This window comes from Nonomuraea sp. GTA35, from assembly GCF_041950525.1.
Lineage (GTDB): Bacteria > Actinomycetota > Actinomycetes > Streptosporangiales > Streptosporangiaceae > Nonomuraea.
In genome coordinates, this window is the sequence record NZ_JBGNUV010000005.1 from 188,397 (window position 1) to 214,768 (window position 26,372).

Genomic DNA, 26,372 nt, shown 5'->3' on the forward strand with positions numbered 1-26,372 from the left:
CAGAACGCGAACGGAGCACCACCATGCCAACCTCTGACCAACTCACCAGCGGGACAACGGTAGCGCCGTTGCTCTACAAGCCCGAGGAGGTCGCAGTCCAGCTCCGGATCAGCCGGACGAAGGTCTACGCGCTGCTCCGGAGTGGAGACATCCGCTCGGTGAAGATCGATGGCTGCCGTCGCATCCCGGTCGCCGCCCTCGCGGAGTACGTCGCGCACCTCGAAGGACGAGCAGCATGAGCAAGGAGGACTTGGACTACTCGCTCTACTTCGACGCCAGCAAGAACGCCTGGGTCGCTGCCGTGTCTTTCGGTTTCGACGGAGCAGGCCGCCGTGTCCGTCGCAAGGTCTCTGCGGTGTTACCACGCAAGTGGCAAGACCGTCCGGTCGACGAGCAGCGAACCCAAGCCGTCAAGCTGCTGACGCCCAAGGTCAGGAAGCTGCGCGAAGAAGCCGAGAAGGGCATCAAGACCAAGGCCAACTACCGGGTCAGCGACGCCGTAGACGACTTCCTCGCCCACGGGCTCAAAGGCCGCAGTCTCGGCACCATCACGCACGCCCGGTCGATGGCCGAGAACCAGATCAAACCCAAGATCGGCAACTACCGGCTCAAGGACCTCCGCGCCGAACACGTCGATCTCTGGCTCGACGAACTGGCCGAGACCCTCGCCACCAAAACGATCATCCAGATACACAACCTGCTGACCCGCGCGATCCGCATGGCCGAGAAGCGCGAACTCGTCGGCCGCAACGTCTCGGCCCTCTGCGAGACCCCACATGGGCAACAGGGACGGCCCAGCACGTCCCTCACGCTCGACCAGGCCGTCATGCTCCTCCGGGCTTGCGAGGGGGAGAAGTTCGGCGCATACGTCATCACGGCGCTTCTCACCGGCATTCGACCCGAGGAGGCACGCAAGCTTCTGTGGACGGCTGTGGACCTGAAGGGAAAACCACCGTCCATCTCGGTCCTGCGCGCCGATCGGGTCGGCGGAGACACCAAGACCAAGAAGTCGCGTCGTGCGCTCGCCTTGCCGGCCCTGGTGGTCGAGGAGCTCAAGCGGCACCGAACCCGGCAGAACGCTCAACGCCTGGCGGCCGGTGAAGCCTGGCAGGAACACGGCCTCGTCTTCACCCGCGACGACGGGACCATGCTCGACCCCATGAGGGTCCTGCGTGGCCTGCGAGTGATCACCAAGAAGGCGGGCATCGGGAACCGCTGGAAGGTACGGGAGCTACGCCACTCCTTCGTCTCGATCCTGAGCGATGGGGACGTCTCGGTGGAACGCATAGCCGATCTTGTCGGGCACTCGACGCCCAACACGACGCAAACCGTCTACCGGCACCAGATCAGACCCGTCATCGTCCATGGCGCGGAAACCATGGACGCGGTGTTCGGGACCGACAAGCCAACCGGGTGATGGCTCCCCTATTGGCTCCCGGAACGACTCAGGCCCTCCCACCTGTGAGCGGTGAGAGGGCCTGAGCTGCCAACCTCTTGCATGAGAGCAGCTCCCGCGATAGGACTCGAACCTATAACCTGCCGGTTAACAGCCGGCTGCTCTGCCGTTGAGCTACGCGGGATCGAACTGTTTGCGCACTTCGCCGGGGCCCTCCGGCCCCTTCGCTGCGCGCAGGAATAGATTAGCGCACTCCGGGAGTGCGTGTCGCATCGCGAGCGGGGTAGGCCCGGAGACAGCGGAGGTGCAAAATGCGTTATCGGATGACATTCGCTGTTGGTCTGGCCGTCGGCTACGTGCTCGGCAGCCGGGCAGGACGCGAACGGTACGAGCAGATCAAGCGGACGGCGCAGCGTGTCGCCGACAATCCCCGGGTGCAGGAAGTGGCCGGGGTGGTCGGGGCGCAGGCTTCGAAGTTCGCGGGGATGGCCAGATCGAGGGTGGGGGGCACGCTGCAGCAGCGGATCCCGTTCCTCCACTCCGACGGGCACCAGCCCGAGACCGGCACCGGCTGGCCCGATGAGGACGTCGCGGACCAGAAGGCCCGGGAGAGCGGCATCCCCTACTGATCGATCGACGCACACGCTGGAGCGGCATGGGCGTGACAGGCCTCACACCCCCGCACGCCTGAGACCCGGGCCCATGCCGCTCACGGCCCGCCGACCTCGCCGATTCCGCCGAGCTCCCCGATCCGGCCGGGCTCGCCGGGACCAGCTGCTCAGACGCCCATGCTCCGCCGCACGCCCTCCAGGGCCTGCTCGGCCTGCGCGCGCAGGCCCGGGTCCGCAGGGTCGAGCCCCTCGTCGAAGACGAACGTCCAGCCGAGCACCTCGCCGCCGGGCCGGCGCCGCGCCACCAGCCGCACCCCGCCCCTGCCGGGCAGGCTGACGTGCTTGTTCACCACGATCGTGGAGTTGACCCGCTCCCGCACGGTCTCGGGCAGCATGCGCGGCTCGGAGATCCGCTCGAAGTGCCGGACGCCGTCCGTGGTGAGCACCCGCACCCCCTCCTCGTCCCACGACGCCCTGTCGATCTCCTCGTACGGCACCCGGGTCCCGTCGGACAGGTAGAGCGCGAGGTTCGTGGCCACCACATGACCGTCGTCGCCCTGGGCGAAGGTCAGCACCCGCTCCCCCCGCTCGGTGTCGAGGGACTTGCGCACATCGGCGGGCAGGCGGCGGAAGATGCTCATTCCCCTACGTTATCGGCGAGCAGATCCAGGGTGAGCGCCGCGCTCCAGGAGAAGTCCCGGCAGCCCCGCCCGCTCCCGTCGAACGGGTCGAAACACTCGCGGAAGCCGGCCTGGCGGACGAGCCGCAGGGTGCCGTTGGTGAGCTGCTGGCCGAGCTGGTCGAGCGAGTGCACGGCGGCGGCGCGGCGCAGCAACCAGTTGGTGTTCACCCAGGAGGGGCCGCGCCAGTAGCGCGTGCGGTCGAACTGGGAGGCGCGGATCTCGGTGCTGGGCACGGGATAGCCGGTCGCCCCCATGAACCTGGCCGACTCCAGCACCTCCACCGCGGCCTGCAGGCGGTCGGCGGGCAGCCCCGGGTCCAGCAGCGGCCCGAACGCGCCGACCGTGCACACCCGGATGAGCCGCCCGGCCCGCAGGTCCCTGGCGTAGAAGCAGCCGTCCCACAGCCGGTCGAGCATGGCCTGCCTGAGGCGTTCCGCGTGCTCGGCGTGGGGCACGGGATCGGCGCCCGCCAGCGGCGCCAGCTCGGCCATGGCCTGGCACGAGGCCAGCCAGATCCCGTTGAACATCGGGTCCTCGATCGCGAACGGATGCTCGTCGCGCAGGTAGCCGGGGCTGTATCCGGCGTCGCGGTAACGCATCGCCAGCCAGACGTAGCGGTCGTGGTCGCTGTCGGGGTGGCGCTCGTCCATCTCGACGTTGCGGTAGCCGTACCTGATCGCGGGCAGCGCGTCGAGGGGGGCGTCCCAGACCGGGCTGTCGTCCATGCCCGACTCCCAGGGGTGCACGATGGCGGCCAGCCCCGCGCCGCCGAGGTCGCGCGCGGTGGCGAGGTACTCGTGCTGGGCGGCGAGTGCCGGATACGCCTTCCTGACGAACTCGGCGTCGCCGGTGTGCCGGTAGAGCCACCACAGCGCCAGCCCGTGCAGCGGCGGCGCGGTGAGACCCGAGGTGAGCACGTTCGGCGCGGCGTCGTGCTCCTGCGACCGCCAGACGGACGGCCCGGGGAAGTACGCCTCACGCGTGTGGAAGACGATGTGCGGCACCATCCCGGTCGCCCACTGCCCCCGCAGCAGGCTGAGCAGCTCGTCGCGGGCCCGGTCCGGCCGATGCCTGGCCAGGCCGATGACGACGAACGCGGAGTCCCAGCTCCACTGGTGGGGATAGAGCCCTGGTGCGGGCACGGTGCCGGTGCCCGTCCAGTTCGCCTCGAGCACGGCCAGCGCCTCACGCCCGAGCGCGGCATCGTCTACCGCGGGCCGCGCCTCCATCACCCAACTATGACTGGGGATCTGTCAGGAAGCTATGTCCTCCTGAGCAACTTCGACAGGAACATGACGCCGAACACCACGGCGCCGATGACGAGCCCCCACTTGAGCAGCGTGAGGGCGAAGCCCACGAGGGGGCCGAGCAGCACGAGCGCGGCGATGACGGCCGCGACGATCAGAAGTATCCGTCCCATGCATGCAACGCTAAGAGATCGTTAAGTGGTTTGCAGGCGGCCCAGGGTTCAATCAGGGACAAGTCAGGGGTCCCCCGAGCTAAAGGAACTAAAGACCGCGAACCCTCCGTTGGGCGGGTATAACGGGGGCATCGGGGGGCCTCTTCACGGGGAGCGTGATGAGCCTGGGACCACCAATGAGCAGGGAAGGCGCAGAGCATGCGCTTCGCGCCCGCGCTGACGAGCGCGACCGCATCTCCGGCGACCTGCTCGACCTCGAATCCCATACCACCTACCAGCTGATCAAGGGCGCGTCCTTACGGGGGGCCACCGAGCGCCGCTGGGCCGCGGCGCAGGAGGCGCTGACGGCGCTGTGGTCGCTGAACGACGCCTACCGCGCGGTGCTGCGCGAGGCCGAGCAGGTCAGGGCCGCCCGCGCGCGGCTGGGCGCCGACCAGCTCGCCCGGCTCACCGAGCTGCTGGGAGGCGCGTCCGTGGTGGTGCGCGCCGCGGCCAAGCCCGTCGAGCAGCGCTCGCTGCTCCCGCAGGCCGACGAGCGGCTGACGCTGGACGAGGCCGTGACCCGGATGGACACCGCCTTCCGCGAGGTCACCGGGGCGCTCAACGACATCGACGCCGTGTGGGGCTCCGTGCTGCCCCGCCTCGACGACGCCGAGGCCGACCTGCGCAGGATCAGGGAGCTGGAGCGCGAGCTGGGCGAGGCCGCCGACCTGGCCGGCCAGGAGGCCGAGCTGCGGCGGATCCGCGCCGCGGTGGTCGAGGACCCGCTGGGCCCGCCCGTCGAGCAGGACCTCGACCGGCTGGCCCGCCTGCTGGCCGGCGCCCGCGCGGAGGTGGAGCTGGCGCTCGTGGTCAAGGGCGAGTACGCCAGGCGCCGCGAGAACCTGGTGGCCGAGCTCGACCGGGTGCGGGCGGCCGAGAGCGAGGCCAGGCTGGCGCACGGCGCGGTCGTCGTGAAGATCGCCCTGCCGCCGCAGGCGCAGCCGCGCAGCAGGGTCGAGGGGCTGGCCGGCGCGCTGGACGCGCTCGACGTCTCCGCCGACGCCTGGGTGCAGCGCGCCAAGCGGCTGGCCACCCTGGAGGAGAACGCCCGCAAGGCCGCCGAGCAGGCGCTGGCCACGGCGAAGGCGCTGTACGGGCTGGTCGGCCGGCGCGACGAGCTGCGCGGCCGGCTCGGCGCCTGCCAGGCGATGGCGGTGCGCAAGGGGCTGGCCGAGGACCCGGCCGCCATGGAGCTGTACGAGCGGGCGCGCGCGTTGTTGTGGAGCGCGCCCTGCGACCTGACGAGGGCGGCCACGGCCGTCGAGAACTTCCAGCGCGCGATCTCCGGAGGTAAGCGATGACCCGATGCGCGCAGCCCGGCTGCACGGGGACGATCGAGGAGGGCTACTGCGACCTCTGCGGCCACGCGGCGGTCTCACCGCCCGTCCCCGCCACGACGCCTTCCGCGCCGTCGCCGGCGCCGTCGTCCGCACCGTCTTCCGCACCGTCTTCAGCGCCCTCTTCCGGGGCCTTCTCCGGCCCCGTGCCGACCCGGCCCGTGGGCAGCAGACCGATGAGCGGCCCGGTCAGCAGCGGCAGGTCGCGGGCCGGCGTGCTGGCCACCGTCGCCGACCTGCCCTCGATCCCCTACCGCGACCCGGCCACCGCCGTCATGGCCGACCCCGAGGTGCCCGAGGGCAAGCGGCACTGCGCCAACCCGGCGTGCGCCAAGCCGGTCGGCCGCTCCCGCGACGGGCGTCCGGGGCTGACGGACGGGTTCTGCCCGCACTGCCGCACGCAGTTCTCCTTCACCCCCAAGCTGGACAAGGGCGACCTGGTGGCCGGCCAGTACCGCGTGCTGGGCTGCCTGGCGCACGGCGGGCTCGGCTGGATCTACCTGGCCTCCGACGAGAACCTCGACGGCCGCTGGGTGGTGCTCAAGGGCCTGCTCAACACCATGGACCCCGAGGCGATCGCGGCGGCGGAGGCCGAGCGCAAGTTCCTCACCACGCTCGACCACCCGAACATCGTCAAGATCCACAACTTCCAGCGCTCGGCCGGCCACGGCTACATCGTCATGGAGTACGTCGGCGGCCAGTCGCTGCACGAGCTGCGCCGCCAGGGCCCGCTGCCGCTGCGCGAGGCCCTCCTGTACGGCAGGGAGATCCTGCACGCGTTCGCCTACATGCACGAGAACCAGAAGGTCTACTGCGATCTCAAGCCGGCCAACGTGATCCGGGTCGGCAAGCGGCTCAAGCTCATCGACATGGGCGCGGTGCAGCCGTTCGGCTCGCCGGTGGGCTCGTCGTGGGGCACGGTCGGCTACCACGCCCCCGAGCTGGACACGATGCCGTCCTCGGTGAACACCGACCTCTACACCGTGGCCAGGACGCTGGCGGCGCTGGCGATCCCCGGATGGAGCCCGGCCAAGGGCGGCGTGGCCAACCCGCTGCCTGTGGACTGCGGGCACCCGTCGTTCACCCGGCTGCTGCACAAGGCGGCCGCGGTCAACCCGGCCGACCGGTTCCAGAGTGCCGAGGAGATGGAGGAGCAGCTCGTCGGCGTGCTGCGGGAGGTCAGCGCGCTGGAGGACGGGGTGCCGTACCCGGCGCTCTCGGCGCTGTTCGGGCCGGAGCGCAGGGCGGTCGGGACGGCGCTGGCGGAGTCGGACGAGGAGGTGTTCGGGCCGCTCGACCCGGCGGCGGTGGCGCGGGCGCTGCCGGTGCCGCTGGTGGACCCGGCCGACCCCGCGGCGGGCTCGCTGGCGGGGCTGATCGGGCGCGACGGCAAGGAGCTGATCGACCAGCTCGCCGCGATGCCTCCGACCCCCGAGACCAGGCTCATGCGGGTCAGGCTGCTGGCCGAGTCCGGCGCGGCCGAGACGCCCACCGCGCTGGACGAGCTGGACCGCGAGCTGCCGGGCGACTGGCGGGTCACCTGGTACCGGGGGGTGCTGGCACTGTCCACCGGGCAGGCGGACCAGGCGGTTCAGCGGTTCGACGCGTGCCTGTCGGCGCTGCCCGGCGAGACCGCGCCCAAGCTGGCGCTGGCGTTCGCGCTGGAGTGCGCGGGCAGGCCGGCGGCCTCCTGGTACGAGCTGGTCTGGCGCACCGACCGGAACTATGTCAGCGCGGCGTTCGGGCTGGCCAGGTCGGGCCGGATGGGCGTGCTGGACGAGGTGCCCGCCACGTCGGTCCACCGGGTGGCGGCGCAGGTCGCACTGGCGGCCTCGGTGGTGCGGCGGCCCGATCCGGGCGCCGCGAAACCGGCCGACCTGGTGGGCGCGGTCGAGCGGGTGTCGAACCAGGCCGACCTCGACCCGCGCCGCCGCGACCTGCTCGTCGCCGAGGTGCTGGGCGGGGCGCTGGCCTGGCTGGAGAGCAACCCGCCGCCCAAGGACGTGCGACTGGCCGACGCGCCGTTCACCGAGACGGGGCTGCGCAGGCGGCTGGAGTCCCTCTTCCGCAAGCTGGCGCTGGCGGCGGACTCCCGCAGCGAACGCCACGCGCTGATCGACAGGGCGAACGCCGTGCGACCGAGGACGTGGCTGTGACCGGAGGCGGGGCTGTGACCGGGAGTGCGGGCGGGTGCCCGGTGTGCGAGGCGCCCGTGCTGGCGGGCGACACCTTCTGCGAGGCGTGCGGCCACGCCCTGGGCGCGCCGGCCTGCGCGGCCTGCGGCGCGGCGGCCGTGGACGCGGAGGGGTACTGCGAGCGGTGCGGCGCCCGCCAGCCGACCGGCAGGGACCACGCCGAGATCGTGCTCCCCGCCACCCCGCATGGTGCTGCGGCGGCGCTGACCGACAGGGGGCTGCGGCGCAGCCGTAACGAGGACGCGGTGGCGCTGCTGGAGGCGGACGGCGCGATCGTGACCGTGGTCTGCGACGGCGTGGGCAGCTCGCCCAGGGCCGACGAGGCCGCGGCGGCGGCGATCGAGACCGCCTCGGCGGCGCTGGCCAGGGGCCTGCCGCACGAGGAGGCGTTCGAGCTGGCCGGCCGCGCCGTGAGCAAGCTGGCGACCTCCCTTGACGACGCCCCCGCCTGCACCTACCTCGCCGCCGTGGTGCGGCCGGACGGCGGGGTGACGCTCGGCTGGGCCGGCGACACGCGGGCGTACCTGCTGCCCGCCGGCACGCTGCTGACCGAGGACGACGTCGTGGAGACCGGCGAGATCACCGCGTGGCTCGGTGCCGACGCCGAGGACGCGGGCCCGCACGTCCGCACGCTCGCCCCGGGAACGCGGGGCCTGCTCCTGATCTGCAGCGACGGCCTGTGGCGCTACCTGGATGGCTACCACTTCCCCACGTCGGGGACGCCGCTGGAGATGGCCCGCGAGATGTTGCGCCACGCGCTGGCCTCCGGCGGCCAGGACAACGTGACGATCGCCTTGATCCCCCTAGGAGAAGCGCATGGGTGACCAGCCCGCTTTCACGCTGAACATCGACCAGAACAAGTACCTCCCCCTTGACGGCCGTGAGGTGCACGCCATCCTCACCATCGGCTCGACCGGGGAGGCGACCGCCCAGGCCGTGCCCGCCGAGGCGGCCGAGGTGATCATCATTGACACGTCGGGCTCGATGAGCGGCAGCAAGATCCGCGAGGCCCGGCAGGCGGCGGCCACGGCCGTGCGGACGCTGCGCGACGGCGTGCACTTCGCGGTGGTGGCGGGCACGGAGCGCGCCAAGGTCGTCTACCCGGGCGGCACCGCGAACCTGGTCAGGGCCAGCCCCGCGACCAGGGCCGAGGCCGAGCGGGCGATCGGCCGGCTGAGCGCGCACGGCGGCACCGCGATCGGCGAGTGGCTCAAGCTGGCCGGCCACCTGCTGACCCAGCACCCCTCGGCGATCAGGCACGCGATCCTCATGACCGACGGGCAGAACAACGAGCGCCCCGAGGTGTTCGCCTCCGTGCTGGCCGGCTGGAGCGGCAAGTTCGTCTGCGACAGCCTGGGCGTGGGCGACGACTGGGCGCCCGCCGAGCTGCGCAAGGTGGCCGAGGCGATGCTCGGCACGTTCGAGTTCGTACGCAACCAGGGGGATCTGCCGGAGTTCTTCCGGCGGCTCACGCAGACCTCGATGAGCAAGACCGTGGCCGAGCTGTCGCTGCGGGTGTGGGTGCCGCAGACGGCGCGGCTGAAGTTCGTCAAGCAGGTCTCCCCCACGCTGCTCGACCTGACCGGCAAGCGCACCGACGTCAACCCGCTGACCGGTGACTACCCGACCGGTTCGTGGGGCGCGGAGGAGCGCGAGTACCACGTCTGCGTCGAGGTGCCGCCCGGGCAGATCGGGCAGGAGATCAGGGCCGGCTGGGTCAAGCTGGTCCGCCCCGACACGCAGGAGGTCATGGCCAGCGGCAACGTGCTGGCCCAGTGGACCGACGACCTGGCGCAGTCCACCCGGATCAACAGGAAGGTCGCCCACTACACGGGGCAGGCCGAGCTGCACGAGCTGATCCAGGACGGGCTCAGCCTGCGCGCCATGGGCGACGTCGAGGCCGCCACCGCCCGCCTGGCCAAGGCCCGGCGGCTCGCCGAGGAGTCCGGCCGGGAGGACACGGCCAGGCTGCTGGAGAAGGTGGTGGAGCTGGATCCGGCCACGGGCACGGCACGGCTGCGCAGGAACGTGGACAAGGCCGACGAGATCGAGCTGGACGCCGGCTCCCAGCGGACGAGCCGGCTGCGCAAGGAAGGAAGCTGATGGCGACCTGCCCGCAGGGGCACCAGTCGGGCGCCGACGACTACTGCGACATCTGCGGCACCCAGCTGGCCCCGGCCCCGCAACAGGCTTCACAACCGGCCCAGCAATCGGCCCGGCAATCGGCCCGGCAATCGGCCGCGCAGCCCGCCCCGCAGCCCGCCGCGCAGCCCCAGCCGGCCGAGGGGTGCCCGGTCTGCCAGACGCCGCGCGCCGGGCAGTTCTGCGAGGTGTGCGGTCATGACTACAGCGGCAGCGGCACCCCCCTCCACGTCTCCGCGCCGGGGACCTCGGTGGGGGCGCGATGGGAGGCCGTGACCGCCGCCGACCGCACCTACTACGAGAAGGTGATCGCCGAGGGCGGTCCCGACGCCGCCGCGATGGCGTTCCCGCCGTACTGCCCGGAACGGTCGTTCGCGCTCCACGGCGAGCAGGTACGCATCGGGCGGCGCAGCCGCGCCAGGAACCTGCAGCCGGAGATCGACCTGACCGGCCCGCCCGAGGACCCGGGGGTCTCGCACCTGCACGCCGTGCTGCTCGGCCAGCCGGACGGCACCTGGATGCTGGTGGACCCGGGCTCGTCGAACGGCACCCAGGTCAACGGCAAGGCGCTCAAGGTGAACGTGCCGGTCAGGGTCGGCGCGGGCGACCGCATCCACCTGGGCGCGTGGACGGTCATCACGATCAGGGAGGGCACGCCGTGACCATGGTGCGGCCCGCGCCGGCCGCTCCCGTGCCGGTCTCCCCGGTCCCCGCGCGGCGCAGCGTGCCCGGCAGGATCCGGATCATCTCCGGCGTCACGGTCGCCTCGCTGGCCCTGCTGTTCGCCGCGCTCGCGATCGGCACCTCCAGCGCCCGCGAGGGGCTGCGGGTCATCGGCCGCGACGCGGGCCCGCAGGTGGTCGCCACCGCCGGGCTGTACCTGGCGCTGAGCGACATGGACGCGCAGGTCGCCAACGTGCTGGTGATGGGCGACGCCTACGCCGAGCAGCGCCAGGCCGCGCTGGACAGGTACGACAGGCAGCGGGCCGAGGCCAACCGGACGCTGCTGCAGGCGTTCGAGCTGTCGGGCGACAACGCGGCCGAGCGCAACACCGTGCAGTCGGTGCTCGACGGTCTCGGCCGCTACGAGCGGCTGGCCGGGCGGGCGCTGCTGCTGAACGAGCAGTCCAGGCACGCGCCGGGCCCGCCGCCGGAGGAGGTGGTGCGGACCTACCGCGAGGCCACCGACCTGATGCGCATGGTGCTGCTGCCGCAGGCCTACAACCTGACGCTGGAGAGCGGCACGATCGTGCGCGCCACCTACGACTCGCAGGCCGTCGTGGCGCCGCTGGTGCGGGTCTCGGTCGTGCTGGCCGGGCTGGTGGCGCTGGGCTGCCTGCTGTGGCTGCAGCTGTTCCTGGCGCGGCGCTTCCGCCGGGTGTTCGGGCCCGCGCTGCTGGTCGCGACGGTGACGACCGCGGCGGCGCTGCTCTTCGGGACGAACGCGCTCGCCCAGGACGAGGAGGACCTTCGCACGGCCAAGTCGGCCGGGTTCGACTCGGTGCTGACGCTGGCCAGGGCGCGGGCGATCAGCAACAGCATGCAGGGCGACCAGAGCCGCTACCTGCTGGACAAGGAGCGGGCCGACACCTACGAGCACACGTACCTGGACCGGTCGCTGGCGGTCATGTACACGGAGGCCGGCAACCTGAGCGCCTACCACACCGCGGTGGCCGGCCACTCGACCGGTTACCTCGGCCTGCTGGGGCCCGAGCTCGTCGGCAGGCAGGGCGAGGAGGTGGCCGGGGCGTACCGGAAGTTCCAGGCGGCCGACAAGGCCTTCCGCGACCTCGTCGGGAGCGGCAGGACCAACGACGCGGTCGCCGAGCGGCTGGGGCCGGTCATGACGGCGTTCGACGCCTACGACCGGGCGCTGACGCAGCTGGCGGGCACGCACCAGAAGGTGTTCGAGCGCTCGATCAGGAGCGGCGAGGGCGCGCTGGACAACCTGTGGCGGCTGCTGCCGTTCGCCATCGGCGCGATCGGCGTGCTGATGGTCGCCGGCGTGTGGCCACGACTGAGGGAGTACCGATGAAGCGGCTGCTGGCGATCGTGCTGGTCCTGGCCTCCGTGGTGGCCTCGGGGTGCGGGGTCGGCGGCCAGGAGTCGATCCTGGACCAGGACGAGCTGGTCATCGGGGTGCGGTCCGACCTGCCGTCTGTCGGGTTCCGCAAGGGCGACGGCACGTTCGAGGGCTTCGACGTCGACGTGGCCCGCTACCTGGCGGGCAAGCTGGGCAAGGACGTCTCCTTCCTCGGCGTGCTGGCCGCCGACCGGGAGAAGGTGCTCACGGACGGGCGGGCCGACCTGGTGGTGGCCACGTTCACGATCGACCAGGACCGCAAGCGCAGGGTGCTGTTCGCGGGGCCGTACCACATCTCCTACCAGGACATCCTGATCCGGCCCGAGGAGAGGATCGCGAACGTGCGCGATCTCGAGGGGCGCCGGATCTGCGAGGTGGCGGGGTCGAACGCGGCCCAGCGGGTGGTGGCGGAGCGCGGGGTGAAGGCGCAGGTCGTGCCGTTCCCCGACTACAACCGGTGCCTGGCGGCGCTGAAGAGCAAGCAGGTGGACGCGGTCACCACGAACGACATCATCCTGGCGGGGCTGGCCGCCCGTGACGGGTCGGGACTGCGGCTGGCCAACGCGCTGTTCAACGAGCAGCGGACGGGGGTCGGCCTGGCCAGGGGCGACGTGCCCGGCTGCGAGGCGGTGAACCGGGCCATCACGCAGATGTACCAGGACGGGACCGCGCAGAAGCTGCTGCGCAAGTGGTTCGGGGAGTCGTGGCTGCGGCGCGCGATCGTCGCGGTGCCGCAGTTCGAGGGCTGCTCCTGAACGCGCGGAGGGGGCGGCCCCGGCGGGGCCGTCCCCTCCTGCGCGGTCAGTCCAGGTAGTCCCGCAACATCTGCGCGCGCGTCGGGTGGCGGAGCTTGGCCAGCGTCTTCGACTCGATCTGGCGAATGCGCTCGCGCGTGACGCCGAACTCCCTGCCCACCTCCTCCAGCGTGCGCGGATGCCCGTCGGCCAGGCCGAAGCGGAGCTGGATGATGCGCTGCTCGCGGTCGGACAGCGTGGCGAGGATGTCGTCGAGCTGATCCTGCAGCATGATGAAGGCGGCGGCCTCCATGGGCACGACAGCGTCGGCGTCCTCGATGAAGTCTCCGAGGTCGGAGTCCTCCTCACCGATCGGCGACTGCAGCGACACGGGCTCCTGGGCGATGCGCTGGATCTCCACCACCCGATCGACGGGGAGATCCATCTCCTTGGCGATCTCCTCGGGGATCGGCTCGCGGCCGAGGTCCTGGTGGAGCTGGCGCTGGACCCTGACGAGCTTGTTGATGGTCTCCACCATGTGGACCGGGATGCGGATCGTCCTGGCCTGGTCGGCGATGGCCCGGGTGATCGCCTGTCTGATCCACCAGGTCGCGTAGGTGGAGAACTTGTAGCCCTTGGTGTAGTCGAACTTCTCAACCGCCCGGATGAGCCCGAGGTTGCCCTCCTGGATCAGGTCCAGGAACAGCATGCCGCGGCCCACGTACCGCTTGGCGATCGACACCACGAGCCTGAGATTGGCTTCGATGAGTCGCTGTTTGGCCCGCGTGCCCTGCCAGACAAGCTCCCTGAACTCCGGGAAGGCCAGACGCGAGACCCCGTTGCCCAGCTTGTCCTCGGCGAACAGGCCGGCTTCGATCGACTTGGCGAGCTCCACCTCCTCCTCAGCGGTCAGCAGCGGCACACGGCCGATCTCCCGTAGATAGATACGGACCAGATCGCTGGTCGGCGCCCGCTTGCCTACGTCTTCCTCATCAGCGCGGGTGGACTCCTCGTCGCCCTGGGGCTCGAGGACCTCCACGCCGTTCTCGGCGAGCATCCGTACGACGCGCTCCAGCGCGTCCGACGGCAACTCGGATCGGTCAAGCGCGGCTGCGACGTCATCGACGGTTACGCTCCCGCGCTCCCTTCCCTTCGCGACGAGGTCCGCCACCTGATCTACGGATGGCGGACCACTTGGCAGCACCGATGCACCCACGGGAGACAGTCTGCAGTATTGGTTCCATCAAATGGCAGACCCATTTTTGTCACCGAAGGTAAGACGATCGTGTTTGCCGAATTGAGATCGTGATAATGTTTAGCCAGAGTTTGATCAGGATAGTAAAGCCAATTACGCGATCAGCATTCACGCGTCCGGCGACGCCGAAGGGCCGGACGCACCTCTTTCGCTGCCTGGAAGTCCTTGTCCGCACCCTTTGTCACCTCGTGGACCGCGCCAAGTTTCCTGGTCAACCACCCTGGTTTGACGCTTGCGATCGCTGCCGAACCGTTACCGACCGAGCGTGATCATCGGCCTGCCGGAGCCCGCGGGCACGGGCGTTCCGCACGGCTCCCGGCCTTTACGATCTTGCCTCGGGCGCCCGCCTCCCGCCCCTCGGGCCCGCCTCCGGGCCGGGGATCGCCGCCCACGCTGCGTGACGGCCGGTCGGCCCGGGCTTTATGCAGCTCTTATGGCCGACATTCCGTTCTTCGCCATTCGCGGGAATTACCGGTGTTCAACCGCCACCGGCGACGCGGGTGCGCAGCACCCGGCGCTGCTGCTCCAGCGCCACCAGCTCCCCGAACAGCTTGTTGTACTCCTGCTGCTGCTCCACCGGGTTGAGCCGCTGGATCCGCGACTTGACCTGCGCGATCGCCCGGTCGAGCGGCATGGCCTCGGCGGCGGTCAGGATGTCGCCGGCGTAGCGCTCCTCGGCGTGCGCGTCCACCTGGATCGCCTCCACCGCGAAGCGGGTCACCAGCGCCCGCGCGCCCTCCTCGTGGGCGTGCTGCACCAGGCGCTCCACCCACTCCCGCCCGCCGGCCCCCGCCTGGGCGAGGCCCCCGGCGGCGACGATGACCCTGTGCAGCAGCACGTGGTCGGGCGCGGTGAACGCCTGCGGGTCGAGCGCGTCGAAGCGCGGCCCGAGCAGGGCGGGACGCTGCACGGCCAGCTTGAGCAGCTCACGCTCCACGCGCACGCTCGGGTCGACCGGCGCCGCCTTGGGCGCGCGCTGCTGCCGGCCCTGCTGGGCGCCGCCCACCTCGGCGATGCGCTGCATGACGAACCGCTCGTCCATGAAGCCCAGCCACCGGTCGAGGTCGATGGCGTAGCGCTTGCGCAGGCCGGCGTCCTTGATGCCGGCCACGATCGGCGCCGCGGCGTCGAGCGCGGCGATCTTGCCTTCGTTGCTGCGCAGGTCGTAGCGGGAGATCGTGCTCCTGATCGCGAACTGGAACAGCGGCTCGCGGCTGGCGATCAGGTCGCGCACGGCGGCGTCGCCCTGCTTGATCCGCAGGTCGCACGGGTCGAGCCCGTCGCTCTGCACCGCCACGTAGGTCTGCGTGACGAACTTCTGCTCGTCGGCGAACGCCCGCAGCGCCGCCTTCTGCCCGGCCGCGTCGCCGTCGAAGGTGAAGATCACCTCGCCCCTGAACTCGGCCTGGTCGAGCAGGAACCGGCGCAGGATCTTGATGTGCTCCTCGCCGAACGAGGTGCCGCACGTGGCCACCGCGGTCGGCACGCCGGCCAGATGGCAGGCCATCACATCGGTGTATCCCTCGACGATCACGGCCTGCGCGCGCTTGGAGATCTCGCGTTTTGCGAGGTCGATCCCGTAGAGCACCTGGCTCTTCTTGTAAAGCGGCGTGTCAGGCGTATTCAGGTATTTCGGCCCATCATCGGAATCAAGTAGCTTCCGTGCGCCAAATCCGATCACATCGCCCGTCGCGTCCCGGATCGGCCAGATCAGCCGCCCGCGGAAGCGGTCGATCGGCCCCCGCCGGCCCTCCTTGGCCAGCCCGCCCTTCACCAGCTCGTCGGCGGTGAACCCGCGCGCCATGAGATGGCGGCTCAGCGCCTCCCACTCGGCCGGCGCGTAGCCGACCCCGAACGTCTCGGCGTCGGCCCGCTCGAACCCGCGCTCCGACAGGAAGCGACGCCCCGGCGCCGCGTCGGGCCCCATGAGCTTGCCGGCGTAGAACTCGGCCGCCGCCCGGTGCGCCTCGATCAGCCTGGCCCGCTCGCCGTGGTCGCGCCGGGGGACGTAGCCGCCCTGCTCGTACTGGAGCTGGATGCCGGCCCGCTGCGCCAGCCGCTCGACGGCCTCGCCGAACGACAGGTGCTCGATCTTCTCGACGAACGTGATCACGTCGCCGCCCTCGGAGCAGCCGAAGCAGAAGTACATCCCGCGCTCGGGGGTGACGTTGAACGACGGCGTCTTCTCGTCGTGGAAGGGGCACAGGCCCTTGAGGTTGCCGCCTCCCGCGTTACGCAACTGGATGTGCTCGCCGATCACATCGGCGATGGGGGAACGCTCGCGTACGAGCGCGATGTCGACATCACGGATCCGGCCAGCCACGCCGGGAAGTCTATGCCGCCCCACCGACGGTTCTGCGCCCCGGACGTGTCCCGGACCGGTGCGGCGGGGAGGAAGGCGGAGGTTACCTCGTGGCTGCTAAAGGGGGAAACCGGTGATGCGGGGTCTCCGGGTCGGCTACAAAGGTAAAGGTTGTCGGTGGAAACGGTGACACGGGTGGAGATCATGCGATCGGGGCTTGTCGGACGATGGGCGGCCGTCACGGGCGCTGTGCTGTTGACCGGTGCCTGCACCCAGGCGACCGGGCTGGCGGGTGTCGGCGCCACGTCGCCCTCCACCGCCCCTGTGACCGGCACCCCGGTGGTGACGGCGACGATCCCGACGCCCAGCCATCTGGCGGCCGAGCAGCCGCCCGAGGGCGGCGAGCCGATCAAGGTGCCGCCGCCGAAGCTGTCGAAGTACACCTACACCTTCCCCCTGAAGGGCTGTAAGACGGAGTACCAGCGCAAGCTGCTCGTGCTGCCCAAGACGACGATCTGGGCGCCGCAGGGATGCGCGTTCGTGGCGCCCGTCGGCGGCGTGGTGGACGAGGTGAACGTGCAGGACAGGTGGTCGCCGGGCACCGACGCGGGCGCCACCCGCGAGGGCAGGTTCGTCACGATCATCGGTGACGACGGCGTGCGCTACCTCGGCGGGCACCTCGACTCGGTGGCCGACGGGATCAAGCCGGGCGCGCGGGTCAAGGGCGGTCAGCTCCTCGGCCGGGTGGGCCGCACGGGCAACGCCCGCGACACCGGGCCGAACCTCTACTTCGCGATCTCGTGGAAGACCGGCCCGGCCTTCTGGTGGGTCCGCAGGGGCATGGTCGAGCCGTGGGACTACCTCGACGCCTGGAAGGAGGGCAACCGCACGCTGTCGCCGCGTGAGGAGACGCTGAAGCTGCGCGGGAAGCTCGGCGAGACGCCGCAGTGCGCCGTGCAGTGCGCCTCGGCCCGGCAGCAGCAGGAGCCGCAGGCGAGCAAGACCCCGCGGCCTCAGAAGAGCAGCAACCGCAACGACGATGACGACGACGTCATCACGCTCACCCCGACGACAGCTCCTTTGGATGGACGGTGACGCCGGACCTGATGAGCTCCTGGATGTCGTCCACGACGTCCCAGACGTTGACGTTCATGCCGGCGATCACGCGGCGGTCCCGCAGCCAGTAGGCGATGAACTCCATGCTCTCGGGGTCGCCCCGGTAGACGATCTCGTCGTGGCCCTCGATGTCGCCGGAGAACTCCATGCCCAGCTCGTACTGGTCGGTGTAGAAGTACGGCAGCATGTCGTGGACGACCTCCTGGCCGAGCATCGACCTGGCGGCGGCCGGGCCGCCGTGCAGGGCGTTGGCCCAGTGCTCGACGCGGATGCGGCGGCCGTACAGGGGGTGGAAGGACTCCGCCACGTCGCCCGCCGCGTACACGTCGGGGTGCGAGGTGCGCAGGGAGGCGTCGGTGAGGATGCCGTGGCCGACGTCGAGGCCCGCGTCCCGGGCGAGACCGACCTCGGGTGCGGCGCCGATGCCGGCCACGACCAGGTCCGCGGTGAGCCGCTCGCCGGAGCTGAGGCGCACGCCGGTCTCGGTGATCTCCGCGGCGGCCGTGCCGAAGCGCAGGTCCACGCCCTTGCTCGCGTGCAGGCGGGCGAACAGCTCGCCGAGCTCCTGGCCGAGCGCCCGGTTGAGCGCGGTGGGCTCGGGCTCGACGACGGTGACCTGGCAGCCGGCCGTACGCGCCGCCGCCGCCGTCTCCAGGCCGATCCAGGAGGCGCCGACGATCAGCACGTCCCCGCCTTCGGCGAAGCGGCGCTTGAGCGTCTCGCTGTCCTCCACCGTGCGCAGGTAGTGGGCGGGTCCCGGCAGGCGTCTGGGCACGGCGCCGGTCGCGATGAGCAGCTTGTCGTACGGTTGCCGCGACCCGTCCCCGAGCCTGACCAGGTGATGAGCCGGCTCGATGCGGGTGACCCTGGTGCCGAGCCGGAGATCCACGTCGTTGTCGGCGTACCAGCCGGGTTCGTGGACGAAGATCTCCTCCCGTTCGCTACCGCCCTGGAGGTACCCCTTGGACAGGGGCGGTCTCTCGTAGGGCCGCTCGGTCTCCGCGCCGATCAGCACGATCTCGCCGTCGAAGCCCTCCTCGCGCAGCGTCTGCGCTGCCTTCGCGCCGGCGAGCCCGGCTCCGACGATCACATATGTGGCCATGGGCGCAGTATGCGCCCGCCGGGGTCGCCGGGAAAGCCGGTTGTGCCAGGCGACCTGCCTCGTTGACGAACTCTTGATCAGTCTCTTGAGATCGGTTCCTTGATCAGCGGGAGAGCCTGCGGTGCCAGGCGACCGCCGACGTGTCGGTGAGCGAGGCGATCTGGTCGATCACCACGCGGACGCGGGCGGCGTCGTTCGCGGCCTCCAGGAACGCGGGCCGGAAGGCGGGCTCCAGCGTGCCGGGCGCGCCGAGCGTGATCAGCGAGGCCAGCTCGGTGATGAGGTCGCGCTGCCTGGCCTGGTTGGCGTGGTGGTCGGCGGTGGTCATCACGTAGTGCGCGGTGACGCCCTTGAGCAGCGCGCACTCCAGCCTGGTGGCGTGCGGCACGACCAGGTCGGCGCGGTGGCGGGAGCCGTACACCTCCTTGGTGGCGGCCTGCGCGGAGCGGCAGAACCGGCCGATGAGGCCGCTGGTGAGCGCCTTGAGCCCGGCGAGGTCGGCCATGGTGGCCTCGAAACGGCGCGGCCAGAGCGGGTCGGCGATCAGCTTGGCGAAGACCTCCTCCAGCTCGTTGAGGTCGGCGCCGGGGGCGTACCAGGTGCGGGTGATCCGGCACACCTGGGCGCGCTCGACCGGCGACTGGAGCGCCTCTGGGGTGACGTGGCCGGAGTGCAGGGCGTCCTCCAGGTCGTGCACGGAGTAGGCGACGTCGTCGGCCCAGTCCATGATCTGCGCCTCGAAGCTCACGCGGCCCTCCGGCGCGCCCTCCCTGATCCACTCGAACACCGGCAGGTCGTCGTCGTACACGCCGAACTTGGCGCCCTTGTCGCACGTCCACGGGTACTTGATGGAGGCGTCGAGCGCGGCCCGCGTCAGGTTGAGGCCGGCGCTGCGGCCGTCCCCGGTGAGCACCTTGGCCTCCAGCCGGGTGAGCAGGCGCAGGCTCTGCGCGTTGCCCTCGAAGCCGCCGCACGAGGCCGACAGCGCGTTGAGCGCCATCTCGCCGTTGTGCCCGAACGGCGGATGCCCCAGGTCGTGGGCCAGGCAGGCGGTCTCCACCAGGTCGGGGTCGACGCCGAGCGTGGCGCCCATCTCCCTGCCCACCTGGGCGCATTCGAGGGAGTGGGTCAGGCGGGTGCGCGGGATGTGCTGGCCGCCGCCGAGCGTCTCTCCCGGGCCCACCACCTGCGTCTTCGCCGCCAGCCTGCGCAGTGCGGCGCTGTGCAGCACCCGGGCCCGGTCTCGCTCGAACGCGGCGCGTTCCGGATTGCCGGGAAGTTCCGGAACCCAACGCTCCTGGTCATGCTCGTCGTAGTACGGCATCAGTGAAGTGATTTTATCCAGTTTCCGGTCTCCGCTAGTGTCAAGCCTCGCGAGAAACCCTTCCCCGGGAGCCCTCCCCCATGACGACAGCGTTCCGAGCAGTGCTGGCCTTTACCCTGCTCGCCGGCTTCTATGTGCTGGTCGGCCTCATCCTGGCGGCCGCGGTCTTCATCGACGTCATGCTCGTCGTCGACTTCCACGCCAACACGATCAAGTTCGCGGTCGTGCTCACCCTGGCGGCGGGCGCGCTGGTCCGCGCGCTGATCATGGTCAGCCGCCGCCGCGGCGGCGAGCAGCCGGGGGTGCCGGTCGGGCGCGAGCACGAGCCGGTGCTGTGGCAGACGGTCGAGGAGCTCTCACAGCGCGTACGCACCGCGCCGCCGGACGAGATCCGCCTGGTCGCGGAGGTGAACGCGGCCGTGTCCGAGGACACCCGGCTCCTCGGGCTGCGGGCGACGAGGCGGCGCATGTTCATCGGCCTGCCGCTGCTGCAGACCCTCACCGTGGACGAGATGCGCGCGGTCCTCGGGCACGAGCTCGGCCACTACAGCGGCGCGCACACCCGCCTGGGCGCGCCGGTCTACCGGGGCCGGGTCTCGCTCATCGCCACCGTGCAGGGCCTGCACAACCACCCGTTCATCCAGCGCCTGTTCACCTGGTACGCCAAGCTGTACCTGCGCGTCTCGCAGGCCGTCTCGCGGCGTCAGGAGCTGGAGGCCGACCAGCTCGCGGTCGCCATCGGCGGCCGGCAGGCGATGGCGGGCGCGCTGCGCAAGATCCACGCCACGGCGACCGGCTGGGACGTCTACGTCAACAACTACCTGTCGCTGACCGGCGCGGGAGGCGCCCGGCCCGCGTCGGTGTTCGGCGGCTTCCACGCGCTCATGTCCGACCCCGACCGCCAGGCCGAGATCGCCAAGCTGGGCGAGCAGCCCGAGGAGGTCTCCCCGTACGACTCGCACCCGAGCCTGGCCGACCGCCTGGCCGCCATCGAGCACCTGCCGGAGCCGCAGCACGTGCCGGATCCGCGCTCGGCCCTGACGCTGCTGGTGGACCCGAACGTGGCGGTGCAGGCGGTGGAGCAGTCCATGTGGAGCCAGGAGGCCCTGGCGACGCTGCGGCCGGTGTCGTGGGAGGAGCTGGTCTCGCAGGGCATGTACGCGGGCCGCAACGCCGACGCCGTACGCGACCTGGCCGTGGCCGGGCAGCAGGTGATGGGGGCGGCGCGGCCGTACCTGGACGCGGCGTTCGAGGCCATCGCGCGGGGGCGGCAGGCCGAGCTGGAGGCCAAGCTGCTGGAGCAGGGCTGGAACCCGTCCCCCACGTTGCTGGCCGGGGTGCTGGGGCAGGCGCTGGAGGCGGTGCTGATCCAGCTCGGCGAGGCCAGATGGACGCTGTCGTGGTCGGGGCCCGCCCGGCTGCTGTTCGACGACGGGGAGGAGGTTGCCCTGTCGGAGTACGCGGCGCAGGTGGCGGCCAACCCCGCGGCGGTGGCGGGGTTGCGGCAGTGGCTGGGCGATCACGGCATGCGCCACGACTACGTGCCGCTGGAGGAGCCCAGCCCGGCCGCGCTGGGATAGCCACCGACCGGCGAGCCGGCGCCGTCCCCCGCTCCCGGGTCAGGGTGCCCGTCCCGGCTCCTGGATCAGGGAGCGAGTGCCCGTTCCAGGACGCCGCGGTGCTGGGCGACCCAGTCGTGGGCGGCCCCGACCTGCTCCACGACGCCGTCCGCGCGCAGCCTGACCGCGTACGGCAGTCCGGCCTCCGCGTCCGCCTCGATGCCGCGCCGGCACCGGTCCTGCCACCACAGCACGCTCTCCACCACCTCACCGCGCTCCGCCAGCCCGTAGCCGTCGCAGATCACCCGCAACCGCCGCGCCGCCTCCCCCGGCTCCGCGCCCGGCGCCAGGCCGGCGTACTGCCAGCAGACATGCGCCACGTCGTGGATCCGCCTGCCGGGCCCGGCGAGGTCCCAGTCGATGAACGCCACGGGCCGCAGCCCCGCGCCGCCGTCCCGGTAGACGGTGTTCTTCGGTGACAGGTCGTTGTGGCAGACGACCTCGCCGTCCCCCGCCGGCGGCGTGCCCGCCGTGAGGTCGTGGAACTCGCGGACGAGCCCCGCCACCCGCGCCAGGCTCCCGTCCGACGTGACCCCGTCCGGCTGGGTCCGCTCCCACGCCACGTGGCCGTCCACGAAACTGAGGATCTCCCGGCCCTGCTCGTCGAGGCCGAGAAAGCGCGGCGCACCCGCCCAGCCGTGCCGCTCGAACAGGCGCAGCAGCTCGTGCACGTACGCGGCCCGCCGGCCGGGGACGCGCCGGACGGTGTCCCCGACGCGGACGACGGCGTTGACGAAACCGCCGGGAAGAGGTGTCTCCGACATGCACCCCAGCTTGCCCGGTCCGAACGCGCTTTGAGGCTTTGCGCGCCTGGTCCTGGATATCGCGCTCGAAAGTCTCACTGGGTAGTGCAGTGAGACGATTGAGGGGAGCGAAAGGAGCCTCGACATGACAGAGGACGACATCATCACGTTCGTGAGCGGCCTGCCAGGGACCGCCGTGTTCACCGCCGGGCCTGGCGACGGGTCACCGGAAGTGGCGTGGGGAGACTCGTTCTTCTTCTACGACCCGGACGGCCTGGACAGCATCCCGGCCGACGGCCGCCTGCCGTACGCGACGATCGTGACCAAGGACTACCCGGGCTTCGACACCGCCTCCGGCCTCGACCGGCCGGGCGTCTTCCGGCTGAACGTGGCGGTCGGCCGCGTCGTGTTCGAGCGGCTCGTCGGATACCCGCCCGCCGCGCACGCCGAGCACCACGCGGGCACGGACTACGCGGTTCTCGACCGGGTGATCCCGCATCCGCTGTACGCCACCCAGTCGTGGATCTCCATCCTGAACCCCGGGGACGCCGAGCCCGCCCAGGCGATCCTGCGCGACGCGCACGCCCGCGCCGCCGGGCGTCACCGCCGGCCACCCGGCAAGAGCCCCGCGTGATCGCGGGCCGCCTGGCCGTGTCGAGAGGGCCGCGCGGGCCCGCTGAACGATCGGCGGGATCGCGGCGGCGAGTTTCCTGGACGGCCTTGCCACACTGCGGCTGGTGACCGTACGGTCACCCTTAGCATTCGCCAGCCGAAGGAGGCGCTGTGAGCAGGAACGACGGCGGACCCCAGCCAGGCGCGACAATGCTCCCCCACCTCGCCTGGCGAGTGGAGGCGATGATCGCCGGTATCGCCGAGCGGCGCCCGCCCGCCACCGGCGCGATCGCGCAGGCGCTGCGGAAGGTGCCCCGCCACTGGTTCGTCCCCTCCCTCGGCCTGGTGCTCGACGACGACGGCGGGGCCTCCCCGATCGATCGCGACATCGACCCGCACGCGTGGTGGGACGCCGTCTACTCCGACCGGCCGATCGCCACGCCGCTGGCCGCGGGCGGCACCTCCTACACGTGCGTCAACCCCTCTCCCAGCGCCGTCGTCGACGTGCTGGAGCTCCTCGACCTCCGCCCCGGCCATCGGGTGCTGGAGGTGGGGACGGGCAGCGGGTGGGTCACGGCGCTGCTGTGCCGGCTGGCGGGCGAGTCGGGCCGCGTGACGTCGGTCGAGGAGGACGCAGGGGCGGCGGAGGCGGCCCGGCGGAACCTGGTGGCCGCCGGGGTCCGCCCGTACCTCGTCACGGGCGACTGCGCGCGCGGCTGCCCGGAGCGGGGCCCCTACGACCGGATGCTCGTGCCGTCCGCCGCTCCTGGGCCGTGGACCGCGCAGGCGGCGCCCGGAGCGGTGATCGTCGGCGGGAGCGGCCAGGCCGTGCGGCTGGTGGTGACGAGGGCCGAGGACGAGCCGCGCAGGCCGTAGCCCGCGCTGGTCATCGTCTCCAGAACAGCAGGTGGGTGACTCCGCTGGGGCTCGGCACGGTGTCCAGGTGGAAGCGGTCGAGCAGGTCGGTGTGGCTCTCCCACAGCCGCTCGCCCCGGCCGAGCTCGACGGGCGCGACGGCGATGTGCATCGTGTCGACCAGGCCGGCCTCGAGGAACTCGCGGATGGTGGCGACTCCGCCGCCGAGGCGCACGTCCCGGCCGCCGGCGGCCTGCTTCGCCCGTGCCAGCGCCTCGGCCGGTGTCGCGTCGAGGAAGTGGAAGGTGGTGTCGGCCAGGGTGAAGGACGGGCGTTCGTGGTGGGTGAGCACGAAGACCGGGGTGCGGAACGGCGGGTTGTCTCCCCACCATCCCTGCCACTCGTGGTTGTCCCACGGGCCGCGCTGGGGGCCGAACTTGTTGCGCCCCATGATCTCGGCTCCGATGTTGCGGGTGTGGTCGCGCGTCATGTAGTCGTCCAGGCCGCGCGTGCCGCCGGGGTCGGTGCGGTTCACCCAGCTGGCGGTGGCGCCCGCCCACGACCACAGCGGGGCGGGGTCCGCGTGGCCGAAGGGCCGGTCCAGGCTCTGCCCTTCACCGGCGCCGAACCCGTCCCGCGAGACGTTGAAGCAGTGCACCCTCAACAGCTGTGACATGTCTCCTCCTCGGTCCGAGGCGCGCCCAGGCCGGGCGCACCTTCCTGGAGGTGGTCGGAGCGGCGGGCATGTTCTTGCCGTCCGGCGCCGGAAAGGACGGGCAGCTTCCTGCGGGACTCCTTCGTGTACGGCGCAGGCCGTCACCGCCATTACCGAGGACTCCCTCATTAATGCTCAAACGATCCGCCCCTTCCGCTGGGCGGATTTGCCTGCCACCTCTTGACTTAATTTGCATGGACTCCATGATTAATCGCAAGTCCGACATCCCCGCCGGCCTTGCCTAGGAGCCCCATGCGCAAGCTCGTACGCAGCCTCACCCTCCTCGCCTTCCTCTGCGCGTCCATCCTCGTCGCGCCCTCGGCGGCCCTGGCCGCCATCACCGGCCAGTCGGCCACGAACACGGCCACGACCGTGACGTACCAGTTCACCTACACCGGCAGCCCCGCCTACGCCCGCACCTACGTCGACACCGACCGCAGCACCGCGACCGGCTTCGCCCAGGGCGGCGTGGGCGCCGACTTCTTACTCGAGAACGCCTCCCTGTACCGCCACAACGGCGGCGGCTGGAGCTGGACGCTCGTGGGCCCGGTGACGTACTCGGCCTCGGGCGGCACGGCCAGGTGGACGGTGTCGCGGGCGGACCTGGGCGAGAGCGCCACGCCGAACGACGCCGACCTCGTCTTCCAGGTCGAGTCCCCGCTGGAGACCTCCACCAAGTACACGCACGTTTACTCCGGCGGCGGAGGGGGCGGCGGCTCGGTCACGTACACCCCCACGACCGCGGACTTCGCCAACCCCGAGCGCGGCCTCTACCACCACACCGGCGACTGCGACAAGAACGACTTCTCCCTCGCCACCCTGCAGAGCTACCGCACCAGCCAGCACATCTCGCTGGTGATGTGCGTGTTCTACCTGGCCGAGTTCAAGACCACCGCGATCAGCCAGGCCGCGCTCGACCAGCTGCAGCAGCAGCTCGACACCGTGCGCGCGGCGGGGCTGAAGACGGTCCTGCGCTTCGCCTACACCACCTCCACCGACGGCGCCGACGCCGCCAAGGACCGCGTGCTGGCCCACCTCGACCAGCTCAGGCCGTACCTGGACGCGAACAAGGACGTCATCTACCTCATGCAGGCCGGGTTCGTCGGGGCGTGGGGCGAGTGGTACTACACCCAGAACTTCGGCAACGCCGGCACCGTCACGGCCGCCGACTGGGCCAACCGCAAGGCCGTCGTGGACAAGCTGCTCAGCGTCCTGCCCTCGACGCGGATGGTGCAGCTCCGCACGCCCAAGTTCAAGCGCACGATGTACACGACCACCCCGGTCACCTCCGGCCAGGCGTACGGCGGCTCGGCCGTGGCGCGGCTCGGGCACCACAACGACTGCTTCCTGGCCAGCCCGGACGACTACGGCACCTACGAGAACGCGGCCGTCGAGTACCCCTACCTGGAGGCGGAGACGAAGTACGTGGCCATGGGCGGGGAGACCTGCAACCCCAACCCGCCGCGTTCCGACTGCCCGACCGCCAAGGACGAGCTGTCGCGCTTCCACTGGTCGTACCTGAACACCGACTACCACACCGGCGTGCTGGGAAGCTGGAGCACCGGCGGCTGCCTCGCCGAGATCACCCGCAGCCTCGGCTACCGCTTCGCCCTGCAGAGCGGCACGTACCCGAGCAGCGCCTCGCGCGGCGGCGGCCTGCCGGTCGGCATCACCCTCAGGAACGAGGGGTACGCCGCTCCGTTCAACCCGCGCGGCCTGGAGCTGGTCCTCCGCAACACCTCGACCGGGGCGCTGCACCGCTTCCCGCTCAGCGCCGACCCCCGCAAGTGGGCGGCCGGGGCCACCAGCACGATCACCCAGACCGTCGCCCTGCCCGCGTCCCTGCCCGCAGGCTCCTACGCGCTGCTGCTCGGCCTGCCGGACCCGCTGCTGCCGGCGCGGCCCGAGTACTCGATCCGGCTCGCCAACGAGGGCACCTGGGAGCCGGCGACCGGCCTGAACAGGCTGCTGCACACCGTCGCCGTGAGCTGACCTGAGACCTACCGGCCCGCTGCCCCGCTCTCGGGGCAGCGGGCTTCTTGACCTCAAGCAAGGTTGAGTTCCTAGGGTCGTCGACGAGTCACTT

At 71.4% G+C, this 26,372-nt stretch carries 25 protein-coding genes and 1 tRNA gene; 15 read left to right on the forward strand and 11 right to left on the reverse strand.

Annotated elements, in window-relative coordinates; all coding sequences use genetic code 11:
- The first annotated feature begins 23 nt into the window (after positions 1-23).
- Complete coding sequence (locus ACBJ32_RS24085; protein WP_375128615.1) at positions 24-239, forward strand: helix-turn-helix domain-containing protein; 216 nt, start codon at positions 24-26, stop codon at positions 237-239.
- A complete protein-coding gene (locus tag ACBJ32_RS24090; protein WP_375128616.1) occupies positions 236-1,417 on the forward strand; it encodes a tyrosine-type recombinase/integrase in 1,182 nt (393 codons plus the stop codon). The genes ACBJ32_RS24085 and ACBJ32_RS24090 overlap by 4 nt, the downstream gene beginning before the upstream one ends.
- 91 nt (positions 1,418-1,508) lie before the next feature.
- Here the strand turns inward: ACBJ32_RS24090 and ACBJ32_RS24095 are convergent.
- Positions 1,509-1,580: transfer RNA gene (locus tag ACBJ32_RS24095), tRNA-Asn, on the reverse strand.
- Between the two features lie 127 nt (positions 1,581-1,707).
- Between ACBJ32_RS24095 and ACBJ32_RS24100 the strand changes: the two genes are divergently transcribed.
- Positions 1,708-2,025 carry a YtxH domain-containing protein gene (locus ACBJ32_RS24100; RefSeq protein WP_375128617.1) on the forward strand — a complete coding sequence of 106 codons (318 nt, stop codon included), beginning with the start codon at positions 1,708-1,710 and terminating at the stop codon, positions 2,023-2,025.
- A gap of 149 nt (positions 2,026-2,174) precedes the next feature.
- Here the strand turns inward: ACBJ32_RS24100 and ACBJ32_RS24105 are convergent, their stop codons facing one another.
- The 3 genes from ACBJ32_RS24105 to ACBJ32_RS24115 are packed head-to-tail and all read right to left on the reverse strand — an operon-like array spanning position 2,175 to position 4,110.
- Complete coding sequence (locus tag ACBJ32_RS24105; protein ID WP_357870929.1) at positions 2,175-2,648, reverse strand: hypothetical protein; 474 nt, start codon at positions 2,646-2,648, stop codon at positions 2,175-2,177.
- The gene (locus ACBJ32_RS24110; RefSeq protein ID WP_357870926.1) at positions 2,645-3,919 is read right to left on the reverse strand and encodes a hypothetical protein; all 1,275 of its coding nucleotides are present in this window, start codon (positions 3,917-3,919) and stop codon (positions 2,645-2,647) included. The genes ACBJ32_RS24105 and ACBJ32_RS24110 overlap by 4 nt, the downstream gene beginning before the upstream one ends.
- A 32-nt stretch (positions 3,920-3,951) precedes the next feature.
- Complete coding sequence (locus ACBJ32_RS24115) at positions 3,952-4,110, reverse strand: hypothetical protein (RefSeq protein WP_375128618.1); 159 nt, start codon at positions 4,108-4,110, stop codon at positions 3,952-3,954.
- 176 nt (positions 4,111-4,286) lie between these two features.
- On the opposite strand from ACBJ32_RS24115, the gene ACBJ32_RS24120 reads away from it, so the two are divergent.
- Complete coding sequence (locus ACBJ32_RS24120) at positions 4,287-5,453, forward strand: hypothetical protein (protein WP_375128619.1); 1,167 nt, start codon at positions 4,287-4,289, stop codon at positions 5,451-5,453.
- A gap of 43 nt (positions 5,454-5,496) precedes the next feature.
- On the opposite strand, the gene ACBJ32_RS24125 is transcribed toward ACBJ32_RS24120, so the two are convergent.
- On the reverse strand, positions 5,497-5,715 hold the full coding sequence (locus ACBJ32_RS24125) for a hypothetical protein (RefSeq protein WP_375128620.1): 219 nt from the start codon (positions 5,713-5,715) through the stop codon (positions 5,497-5,499).
- Between ACBJ32_RS24125 and ACBJ32_RS24130 the strand changes: the two genes are divergently transcribed.
- The 6 genes from ACBJ32_RS24130 to ACBJ32_RS24155 are packed head-to-tail and all read left to right on the forward strand — an operon-like array spanning position 5,705 to position 12,664.
- Positions 5,705-7,645 carry a tetratricopeptide repeat protein gene (locus ACBJ32_RS24130; RefSeq protein ID WP_375128621.1) on the forward strand — a complete coding sequence of 647 codons (1,941 nt, stop codon included), beginning with the start codon at positions 5,705-5,707 and terminating at the stop codon, positions 7,643-7,645. The two genes, ACBJ32_RS24125 and ACBJ32_RS24130, sit on opposite strands and share 11 nt — an antisense overlap.
- A gap of 14 nt (positions 7,646-7,659) precedes the next feature.
- The gene (locus ACBJ32_RS24135; protein ID WP_375128622.1) at positions 7,660-8,508 is read left to right on the forward strand and encodes a PP2C family protein-serine/threonine phosphatase; all 849 of its coding nucleotides are present in this window, start codon (positions 7,660-7,662) and stop codon (positions 8,506-8,508) included.
- Positions 8,501-9,787 (forward strand): VWA domain-containing protein, encoded by a 1,287-nt coding sequence (locus tag ACBJ32_RS24140; protein WP_357870911.1) that lies wholly within the window; start codon positions 8,501-8,503, stop codon positions 9,785-9,787. The genes ACBJ32_RS24135 and ACBJ32_RS24140 overlap by 8 nt, the downstream gene beginning before the upstream one ends.
- Positions 9,787-10,488, forward strand: coding sequence for an FHA domain-containing protein (locus tag ACBJ32_RS24145; protein ID WP_375128623.1), 702 nt, complete (start codon positions 9,787-9,789; stop codon positions 10,486-10,488). The genes ACBJ32_RS24140 and ACBJ32_RS24145 overlap by 1 nt, the downstream gene beginning before the upstream one ends.
- Positions 10,485-11,861, forward strand: a complete 1,377-nt coding sequence (locus ACBJ32_RS24150) for a hypothetical protein (protein WP_375128624.1) — start codon at positions 10,485-10,487, stop codon at positions 11,859-11,861. The genes ACBJ32_RS24145 and ACBJ32_RS24150 overlap by 4 nt, the downstream gene beginning before the upstream one ends.
- On the forward strand, positions 11,858-12,664 hold the full coding sequence (locus ACBJ32_RS24155) for a transporter substrate-binding domain-containing protein (protein ID WP_375128625.1): 807 nt from the start codon (positions 11,858-11,860) through the stop codon (positions 12,662-12,664). Before ACBJ32_RS24150 ends, ACBJ32_RS24155 begins: the two co-directional genes overlap by 4 nt.
- Positions 12,665-12,710: 46 nt before the next feature.
- Here the strand turns inward: ACBJ32_RS24155 and rpoD are convergent, their stop codons facing one another.
- Together rpoD and dnaG are read right to left on the reverse strand one after the other, a co-directional pair.
- The gene (gene rpoD / locus ACBJ32_RS24160; protein ID WP_372513451.1) at positions 12,711-13,814 is read right to left on the reverse strand and encodes an RNA polymerase sigma factor RpoD; all 1,104 of its coding nucleotides are present in this window, start codon (positions 13,812-13,814) and stop codon (positions 12,711-12,713) included.
- Positions 13,815-14,376: 562 nt separating this feature from the next.
- A complete protein-coding gene (gene dnaG, locus ACBJ32_RS24165; protein ID WP_375128626.1) occupies positions 14,377-16,221 on the reverse strand; it encodes a DNA primase in 1,845 nt (614 codons plus the stop codon).
- A gap of 183 nt (positions 16,222-16,404) precedes the next feature.
- On the opposite strand from dnaG, the gene ACBJ32_RS24170 reads away from it, so the two are divergent.
- Entirely contained in the window at positions 16,405-17,295 is an 891-nt protein-coding gene (locus ACBJ32_RS24170) for a M23 family metallopeptidase (RefSeq protein WP_375128627.1), read from the forward strand.
- Here ACBJ32_RS24170 and ACBJ32_RS24175 read toward each other — a convergent pair.
- Positions 17,261-18,418 carry an NAD(P)/FAD-dependent oxidoreductase gene (locus tag ACBJ32_RS24175; protein WP_375128628.1) on the reverse strand — a complete coding sequence of 386 codons (1,158 nt, stop codon included), beginning with the start codon at positions 18,416-18,418 and terminating at the stop codon, positions 17,261-17,263. The two genes, ACBJ32_RS24170 and ACBJ32_RS24175, sit on opposite strands and share 35 nt — an antisense overlap.
- 103 nt (positions 18,419-18,521) lie before the next feature.
- On the reverse strand, positions 18,522-19,742 hold the full coding sequence (locus tag ACBJ32_RS24180; RefSeq protein WP_357870894.1) for a deoxyguanosinetriphosphate triphosphohydrolase: 1,221 nt from the start codon (positions 19,740-19,742) through the stop codon (positions 18,522-18,524).
- A gap of 80 nt (positions 19,743-19,822) precedes the next feature.
- Between ACBJ32_RS24180 and ACBJ32_RS24185 the strand changes: the two genes are divergently transcribed.
- Positions 19,823-21,322, forward strand: a complete 1,500-nt coding sequence (locus tag ACBJ32_RS24185) for a M48 family metallopeptidase (protein WP_357870891.1) — start codon at positions 19,823-19,825, stop codon at positions 21,320-21,322.
- A 65-nt stretch (positions 21,323-21,387) separates the two neighbouring features.
- Here the strand turns inward: ACBJ32_RS24185 and ACBJ32_RS24190 are convergent, their stop codons facing one another.
- Positions 21,388-22,125 (reverse strand): phosphotransferase, encoded by a 738-nt coding sequence (locus ACBJ32_RS24190; RefSeq protein WP_375128629.1) that lies wholly within the window; start codon positions 22,123-22,125, stop codon positions 21,388-21,390.
- Positions 22,126-22,249: 124 nt separating this feature from the next.
- Between ACBJ32_RS24190 and ACBJ32_RS24195 the strand changes: the two genes are divergently transcribed.
- Together ACBJ32_RS24195 and ACBJ32_RS24200 are read left to right on the forward strand one after the other, a co-directional pair.
- Positions 22,250-22,738 (forward strand): DUF6194 family protein, encoded by a 489-nt coding sequence (locus ACBJ32_RS24195; RefSeq protein ID WP_375128630.1) that lies wholly within the window; start codon positions 22,250-22,252, stop codon positions 22,736-22,738.
- Between the two features lie 149 nt (positions 22,739-22,887).
- Positions 22,888-23,592: a protein-L-isoaspartate O-methyltransferase gene (locus ACBJ32_RS24200; protein ID WP_375128631.1), complete on the forward strand. Its 705-nt coding sequence runs from the start codon at positions 22,888-22,890 to the stop codon at positions 23,590-23,592.
- A gap of 10 nt (positions 23,593-23,602) precedes the next feature.
- Here ACBJ32_RS24200 and ACBJ32_RS24205 read toward each other — a convergent pair whose 3' ends face one another.
- Complete coding sequence (locus ACBJ32_RS24205) at positions 23,603-24,247, reverse strand: dihydrofolate reductase family protein (protein WP_375128632.1); 645 nt, start codon at positions 24,245-24,247, stop codon at positions 23,603-23,605.
- Positions 24,248-24,538: 291 nt separating this feature from the next.
- Between ACBJ32_RS24205 and ACBJ32_RS24210 the strand changes: the two genes are divergently transcribed.
- Positions 24,539-26,278: a DUF4832 domain-containing protein gene (locus tag ACBJ32_RS24210; RefSeq protein WP_375128633.1), complete on the forward strand. Its 1,740-nt coding sequence runs from the start codon at positions 24,539-24,541 to the stop codon at positions 26,276-26,278.
- Positions 26,279-26,372: the final 94 nt, after the last annotated feature.